Source organism: Streptomyces sp. NPDC007346, assembly GCF_040703535.1.
Classification (GTDB): Bacteria; Actinomycetota; Actinomycetes; order Streptomycetales; family Streptomycetaceae; genus Streptomyces.
This window is the reverse complement of record NZ_JBEYKR010000221.1, coordinates 1-7,938: the sequence shown is the minus strand read 5'-3', so window position 1 is coordinate 7,938 and position 7,938 is coordinate 1. Positions and strand designations below refer to the sequence as shown.

Sequence of the window (7,938 nt, the reverse complement as noted above, 5' to 3'; positions counted from 1 at the left end):
ACAGCGCTTGCGGCACGGCATCGCCGCCAAAGCAATAGACGCGCACCGGTGGCGCCGGCAGGTGCTGACGCTCGGCGCACTCCACCAACTGCTGCCCCGGCCGCGGCCCCCACCGCCGCACCGGCCCCCGCCGACGCGGCGCCCGGAACGGGCCGTACGGCGCTGCACGGCCACGGCTAGCGATCTTCGGCGTCCGCGGGCCCGGCCGGACGACCCGGCTCCGCCGCCCCCTTCCAGACCACTCCGGCCTCTCAGCGCCGGAGGGAGCCGCTGCCCCCGGCGTACGCGGGGAGCGCGATCGACCGCCGGCTCCCGGCACCACGCATGACCGACCACGTCACGCACCACGGCACCACGTACGACTGATCGCGTCACGCATCACGCACGACTGATCACGCACGACTGATCAAGTACCACTGATTACGTCACGCATCACGCATCACGCATCACGCATCACGCATCACGCATCACGCATCACGCGGTACACGGCGCACCGCCCGTGCCGCTGCCCGGCGACGGCCGCAGGAGACGGGTCGAGCCGCACTCGAAGGGACCACCGTGAAGCTGAGCGACCTACTGGCCGGGCAGGACCACCACGTACTGCAGGGAAGCCCCGAGCGCACCAGGATCACGGCCGGCACGACGTTCGACGCGGACCGGGTCACCCCCGGCTCCGTCTTCGTCGCGGTGCCCGACCACGCGGCCGGCGGACCCGACGCCGTCGCACCGGCCGTCGCGCGCGGCGCGGCCGCCGTCGTCGTCGACGCCCAGGCCCCACCCCTTCCCGCGGCGGCGGGCGACGTGTGCGCGATCCGGGTGCCGGACGCCCGCAAGGCCGCGGCCGTCATCGCCTCGCGCTACTTCGGTGAGCCGGGCCGCGCGATGGACCTGATCGCCATCACCGGGACCAACGGCAAGACCTCCGTCTCGTACATGGTCGAGTCGGTGCTGCGGCTCGCCGAGGGGGCCCGGGTCGGGGTGATCGGCACCGCGGGGAGCCGGATCGGGGACGAACCGATCCCGATGCCGCCCTCGGCCCTCTCCACCCCCGAGTCGCCCGACCTCCAGTACCTGCTGAGCCGCATGCGCGACAGTGCGGCCGGCAGCGTCGTCCTGGAGGCCACCTCGATGGGCCTGCTGACCCACCGACTGGACCGGACCTTCATCGACGTCGGCGTCTTCACCAACCTGTCGCAGGACCACCTCGACGACCACGGCACCATGGAGCACTACCGGGACGCCAAACTCCGCCTCTTCCAGGGGCTGTGCCGGCGCGCGGTCATCAACGCGGACGACCCGGTCGGCGCCGGCATCCGGGAGCTGATGCCCGACGCGGTGACCACGTACGCGCTGGACGGCCCGGCGGACTACCGCGCGACCGACCTGGAGGTGGACGCCGCGGGGACCCGGTTCACCCTGCACCACGACGGCCGGAAGTACCCGGCGGCCATCCCGTCCCCGGGCCGGTTCTCCGTCTCCAACGCCCTGGCGACGGTGGCCGCCTGCCATCTGCTCGGCCACAGCCTGGCCGGGCTGGTCGACGCGCTGGAGCGCATGCCGCAGATCCCCGGCCGCTTCGAGCGGCTCCACACCCCCGAGGGCACCTCGGTGATCGTGGACTACGCCCACTCGCCGGACTCCCTCAACAAGGTCCTGACCACGATCAGGGGCTTCGCCAAGGGCCGGATCGTCACGGTCTTCGGCTGCGGCGGCGACCGCGACACCACCAAGCGCGCCGAGATGGGCACCATCGCCGGCACCCACTCCGACCTGTGCGTCCTCACCTCGGACAATCCCCGGTACGAGGACCCCGAGGCGATCCTCGACCAGATCGCGCCGGGCATCACGGCGACCGGAACGCCGTTCGAACGGTTCACCGACCGCCGCGCGGCCATCGCCTGCGCCCTCGCCTCGGCGGGACCGGCGGACATCGTGCTCATCGCCGGCAAGGGCAGCGAGCCCCACCAGACCGTGGGCGACGAGCTGCTGCCCTTCAGCGACATGGCCACCGTGCGCGAACTGATCGGCCAGTAGGCGGTCGCTCACCCCTGCCCATCGCGCTCGCCCCGCTCGTCCCGCTCACCTCGCCCATTCCACTCACCTCGCTCACCTCGCCCATCCCACTCACCTCGCTCACCTGCGAAAAGGCGGTGGTGCGGTGGGCGGGTCGGCTGACATGCTGCTGACCGTGCGCCCGAACGCCGGGCCGCGAGCAGGGCGGGGGAGCGGCAGCCGTGGACGTGTTCACCACAAAGTCGGGACAGGTGCGGGGGCGGCGCTCCGAGCGGGACCCGGGGATCGTCACCGTACGCGGACTGCCGTACGCCGCCCCGCCGTTCGGCGCCGACCGGTTCCGGGAGCCGCGCCCGGCACGGCCCTGGGACGGCGTACGGGAGTGCACCGCGTACGGCCCCGTCGCGCCGCAGTCCGCCGAGCTGCCCGGCTCCCCCGCCTGGCACCCGGGGGACGAGGACATCCTCACGCTGAACATCTGGGCACCGGCGGACGGGCCCGGCGGCCTGCCCGTGCTCGTCTGGATCCACGGCGGCGCCTACGTCTTCGGCTCCTCCGCCCAGCCCGACTTCGACGGCACCGCCCTCGCCGCCCGGGGACTCGTCGTCGTCACGCTCAACTACCGCCTGGGCTTCGAGGGGTTCGGCCACGTCCCCGCCGACGGCGAGGGCCCGGCCTGCCCCGACAACCGGGGACTGCTCGACCAGATCGCCGCCCTCGAATGGGTACGGGACAACATCGCCGCCTTCGGTGGCTCACCCGACCGGGTCACCGTGGCCGGACAGTCCTCGGGGGCCACCGCCGTGGCCTGCCTGATGGTGACGGACCGGGCGCGCGGCCTGCTGCACCGCGCCATCGCGCACAGCGCCGTCAACGCCTGCGCCACGGTCGAACAGGCGGCCCGCACCACCGCCGAGGTCGCGGCGGCGGCCGGGGTGCCCGCCACCCGTACGGGGCTGCTCGCCGCATCACCGCAGGCGCTGGTGGCCGCGTCGGACGAGGTCGTCGACCGGTACCGGCAGGACCCCGGCTCGGGGCAGCGCCACTACGACCCGGCGATCTACGGTCCGGTCGCCGACGGGGTTCTCCTGCCCTGCGACCCGCTGGCGGCGGCGGCCACCGGAGCGGGCGCGGAGGTGGAGCTGCTGGTCTGCCACACGACGGAGGAATACTGGCTCCTGGACGCCGTGGGCAGCAGCGCCAAGGTCACCACCGAACGGCAACTCACCGCGTTCGCCACGGACTTCGGACTGCCGGCACAGCTCGTCGACGGCTACCGCAGCCGTCTGCCGGACGACACCCCCGTCCTCGACGTCTACCTCGCCCTGTACGGAGACCTCCTCTTCGCCGAATACAGCAGCAGGCTCGCCGAGGCCCACGGCCGGGCCGGCGGGCGGACCTTCCTCTCCCGCTTCGACCGCCGGCGAAGCGGGGCCGGTGGGGCCGAAGGGCCGGAGGGTGCCGAGGGGCCGGAGGGGGCTGGTGGGGCCGGCAGGGCTGATGGGGCCGGCGGGGCCGACGGGTCCGGCGGGCGGGTCCGGGCCTGGCACTGCGCGGACATCCCCTTCGCCTTCGGGAACGTCCACGACGAGAGCCTTCACTTCCTGACCGGCGGCCCGCCCGGCCCGGCCGACCACGAGCTGGCAGACCGCATGGCGGGCGCCTGGGCCGCGTTCGCCGCCCACGGGGACCCGGGCTGGGCTCCTTGGGGCGGCGGCGGAGAAGGGCCCGAAGTGCGGGTCTGGCGCACGACCGGGGAGGAGGCTCGGGAGACCGGCGCCTTCCGCGACCTGTGGCGGGCGGCGGGCCTGCCCCTGCTGGCCCCCTAGTACAGCTAGTACAGCGGCAGCCGGAGCGACCCCGTGCCGTCGCGCACGTCGTGCACGATGCGCAGCTTGCCCACCGGGTTGCCGTGCTCGTCCGCCGTCACCAGGACCGCGTCGTCGCTGTTGACACACTTCCCCCGCTCATTCGGTTCGGGGCAGAAGAGCAGATAGCCGGTCTGCCGGTCGACCCGGCCCGGCTCCAGGCGCCATATCCACTGGTAGGGGGTCACGACCACGTTCGGGTAGGTGGCGCGCAGCTCGTCCCGCACGGCTTCCTGGACCGCCTTGCCGAACTCCTGGCTCTCCTTGAACGGGCGGACCACGCGGGCCTTGCCCGCCGTGTCCACCTGCCCGTCGTTGATGTCGTAACTGGCCGAGTGGTAGGTCCGCTTGGTGAGCGAGGCGAGCAGGTTGCCGCGGGTCAGGCGCATCACGGCGGGCCAGGTGTCCTTGCCCCGGTCGCGCTTCGCGGCGACGGCGGGGGAGACGACGTTCACGTGCGAGGCCTTCGCCTTCGCCAACGGGCTGTCGGCCCCGCTCGCCGTGACCCAGCGCTGGACGCAGCCCCCGATCTCGGCGAGCACCTTCTCCACCGTGGCGTTGGTCAGTTCGGCCACCACGTAGGGCGGCGAACCGGGGAGGCCGAGGGCGATGACCTCGTAGCCGCACGCGTCGAACGCGTCCCGGACGGTGCGGTACGCGGCCGCGTCCGACCGCCCGCGCGCCACCGCCTCCGTCAGCACCCCGGCGCACTCCTTGCCGTCGCAGGTGCCCTTGTCCGCGTCGATGCGCAGCCGGACCACGGCGTCCCGGTCGTCGGCCACCGCGAAGGTGACCTCGGAGCCTCCCGTACTCGGGAAGAGCGTGCGGGCCCCGATCGTCTTGAGCTGCCCGGGGAGGTGCTTGTCGGCCAGTTCCTGCGCCGCGCCGCGGTCCTCCTTGGTGGAGACCGCCCCGCACGCGCCGACCAGTGCCACCAGCGAACCCACCAGCACGCAGGTGACGGCGGCTCTCAACTGCCTGCGACGTGATCCGGCCATGGTCTGCTCCTCGGGGTGGTGTCGCCCTGTGTTCCTGTGACAGTAGGACCAGTCGCCGCGTGCCGGATGAGTACCCCTACTCACATCCGGTACGGGGCATCTCCACGGACCGCTCGGTGCACCCGAGCGCACCCCTCCTCCGGACCGCCTTGCAACTTGGCATGGACCTGATCATCGAACTCCGCTACAGTCCGGGGCGTCGCATCTGAGAGCGCTCTCAAAGGCTCGATCCGGGTGTGCTCCCGGATGCCTCCCGTTCCACCCCCACGTCGTTGGAACAACAGGAAGGGTCACTCCCTTGAGACATGCAACCGTCCTGCGGACCGGTCTGTCCGCGCTCCTGGTCCTCGGTGCCTGGACCGCCGCCGGTCCGTCGACCGCGTCCGCCGCCCCCGCCGACTCCGCGGAGCTCCCCGCCTCCGCGGCCCTGCTCTCCGCCATGCAGCGCGACCTGGGCCTGACCGAGGGCCAGGCCCGCACGCGACTGGCGGAGGAGAAGGCGGCGACGGCCCTGGAACCGAAGGCCCAGCGCGCCGCCGGCTCCGCCTACGGCGGGTCATGGTTCGACCCCGCGAGCGGCAAGCTGACCGTGGCGGTCACGGACGCCGGCAAGGCCGGCGCCGTCCGGGCCGCCGGCGCGCAGACCCGGATCGTCGAGCACTCGGCCGCCCGGCTCGACGCCACCATGAAGCGCATCGACGCCCTGAGCGCGCCCGACGGTGTGGCCAGTTGGCGCGTCGACCCCGTGACCAGCCGCGTCGTCGTGAACGTCGTCGGTTCGGCAGAGCGTGACAACGATGTCCGCGCCTTCGTGGCCAAGGCCCGCAAGGCCGGACCCGTGACGGTGGAGCGGACGGGGGAGGCCCCGCAGACCTTCGCCGCGGGCACCGTCGGCGGCGACCCGTACTACACCGGCAACGTCCGCTGCTCGATCGGCTTCTCGGTCCACGGCGGCTTCGTCACCGCCGGGCACTGCGGGGGCGCCGGGCAGCAGGTCCGCGGCTGGGACAACTCCTACATCGGCAACTTCCAGGGCTCGTCCTTCCCCGGCGACGACTACGCCTGGGTGAACGTCGGCAGCGGCTGGTGGACCGTCCCCGTCGTCCTCGGCTGGGGCGCGGTCCCGGACCAGTTGGTCCGCGGCTCGAACGAGGCTCCGATCGGTGCGTCGATCTGCCGCTCCGGCTCCACCACCCGCTGGCACTGCGGCCACGTCCTCGCCAAGAACGAGACCGTGAACTACAGCCAGGGCGCCGTGCACCAGATGACCAAGACCAGTGTCTGCGCCGAAGGCGGCGACTCCGGCGGCTCGTTCATCAGCGGCGACCAGGCCCAGGGCGTCACCTCGGGCGGCTGGGGCAACTGCAGCGGCGGCGGCGAGACCTGGTACCAGCCGGTCAACGAGATCCTCAACCGGTACGGGCTGACCCTGCACACCGCCTGATCCCGGGAAGCCGGCCGCCGGGCGGTGCGGTCGGCTCCCCTCGCTGAGTACGACAGGTGCCCGAGCGGCCCTGCCCACGGGCGGGGCCGCTTCCGCGTGCCGCCGCCCCTCCGCCGCCCCGGGCGATGCGGCGTTCACCGCCGTATCCGCCCCCGGTCCAACGCCCTTGGCGCGGCGCATCGTTCACAAGCTATTGACACCCTCTCAGCCTCGGCGCAACACTGGCACCGCCTTGGAGAGCGCTCTCCCAACAGTTTCCCGGTGGCTTCCCGGCCTCGTGGACGCAAGGGGGCGGCGCCTCTTCCGGGCTGCACCACCCAGCTCAACTCTCCCCCCACCGTGCACCCGATGTGCATGGATGCAGAGCGGCATGGAGGTCCGCATGGCGACAAGATTCAGTAGAACGACCCTGGTGTCCGCGCTGGTCGTGGCGACCGCCCTGGCCCTGGTGGCCCTGGGGCTGACCGCGATCACGAACGCCGGGGTCACCACGGCCGGCGCCACCACCCCCCGGTCCGCGGCCGATCCGCCCGCCGCGGCGTCCCACGTGATGCAGGGGCACACGATGGCGGCGGCCAAGCCCGTCGCCTTCGGCGACGACCCCGACGGTGACGGCTACATTCCGGCGAACCCGCCGGTCACCGGAGTGGAGCCGTCCCAGGAGATTCCCCCGCACCGCTACTTCCACGAGTTCCAGGCGAACTGTTCGGTCACCCACACCGCCCCGGACGACCCGATCGTCTACCCGGGCCGGGCCGGCGCGTCGCACGACCACACGTTCATGGGGAACGACACCACGAACGCGAGCAGCACCACCGCCTCGCTGAGCGCGGGCGGCACGGCCTGCCTGGCGTCGGGTGACCTCTCCGCGTACTGGATGCCGACCCTCTACGACGGGAACGAGGAGATCCGCCCGATCGGACCGCAGATCATCTACTACAAGGCCGGAGTCACCGACTACCGCACGGTCCGGCCCTTCCCCAAGGGGCTGCGGTTCGTCGTCGGCAGCCCGACCCAGACCGCCGAGCAGTTCCGTAACCACCCCGGCATGGTCGAGGGGTACGAGTGCGGTGAGAGCTACCACAACTACGAGTTCCCGGCGGCCTGCCCCACCAGCCCGGACACGCAGCTCAACCTGCGTATGCAGGCGCCCAGTTGCTGGGACGGGAAGTATCTGGACACCCCCGACCACCAGTCCCACATGGCCTATCCGGTCGTGATGGGGGCCAACCAGGACGTCTGCCCGGCGAGCCACCCGGTCGCCCTGCCGATGATCGAGTTCAAGATGGCGTGGCCGGTCAACGGAGACATGTCGCAGGTCAGACTGGCCAGCGGGGCCGGTCACTCCTTCCACTACGACTTCTTCAACGCCTGGGACGACGCCACGCTGAAGGCCATGGTCGACCACTGTGTCGTCGGCGGCCTCCAGTGCGACGCCCGTGGCTACGACGAGAACAACCCGGACCGGGGCGCCGCTCTGGACGAGAACTACGAGCTGCCCTGAACGGGTCGACCTGGGCGGTTTGACCGGACGGGTTGACCTGAGCGGGTTGACCTGAACGGGTTGACCGCCTGACCGACCCGGAAGCGCTCTCCCTCATGGGCGCACCCTGCC

5 protein-coding genes are annotated in these 7,938 nt (G+C 72.3%); 4 read left to right on the top strand and 1 reads right to left on the bottom strand.

The genetic code is table 11. The features are described 5' to 3' along the window. The first annotated feature begins 558 nt into the window (after positions 1–558). Together AB0917_RS32505 and AB0917_RS32500 are read left to right on the top strand one after the other, a co-directional pair. Positions 559–2,034 (top strand): UDP-N-acetylmuramoyl-L-alanyl-D-glutamate--2,6-diaminopimelate ligase, encoded by a 1,476-nt coding sequence (locus tag AB0917_RS32505; RefSeq protein WP_366823304.1) that lies wholly within the window; start codon positions 559–561, stop codon positions 2,032–2,034. Between the two features lie 200 nt (positions 2,035–2,234). Beyond that, complete coding sequence (locus tag AB0917_RS32500) at positions 2,235–3,842, top strand: carboxylesterase family protein (protein WP_366823303.1); 1,608 nt, start codon at positions 2,235–2,237, stop codon at positions 3,840–3,842. Positions 3,843–3,847: 5 nt separating this feature from the next. Here the strand turns inward: AB0917_RS32500 and AB0917_RS32495 are convergent, their stop codons facing one another. Then, the gene (locus AB0917_RS32495) at positions 3,848–4,879 is read right to left on the bottom strand and encodes a hypothetical protein (protein WP_366823302.1); all 1,032 of its coding nucleotides are present in this window, start codon (positions 4,877–4,879) and stop codon (positions 3,848–3,850) included. Positions 4,880–5,177: 298 nt separating this feature from the next. On the opposite strand from AB0917_RS32495, the gene AB0917_RS32490 reads away from it, so the two are divergent. Together AB0917_RS32490 and AB0917_RS32485 are read left to right on the top strand one after the other, a co-directional pair. Continuing rightward, positions 5,178–6,323, top strand: coding sequence for a S1 family peptidase (locus tag AB0917_RS32490; protein WP_366823301.1), 1,146 nt, complete (start codon positions 5,178–5,180; stop codon positions 6,321–6,323). A 382-nt stretch (positions 6,324–6,705) separates the two neighbouring features. Continuing rightward, positions 6,706–7,827 carry a DUF1996 domain-containing protein gene (locus AB0917_RS32485; protein WP_366823300.1) on the top strand — a complete coding sequence of 374 codons (1,122 nt, stop codon included), beginning with the start codon at positions 6,706–6,708 and terminating at the stop codon, positions 7,825–7,827. The last annotated feature ends 111 nt before the right edge of the window (positions 7,828–7,938 follow it).

Excerpts from the sequence above, each read along its gene's own strand:
- AB0917_RS32495 (WP_366823302.1), bottom strand. The coding sequence starts at position 4,879 with ATGGCCGGATCACGTCGCAGGCAGTTGAGAGCCGCCGTCACCTGCGTG.
- AB0917_RS32485 (WP_366823300.1), top strand. The coding sequence starts at position 6,706 with ATGGCGACAAGATTCAGTAGAACGACCCTGGTGTCCGCGCTGGTCGTG.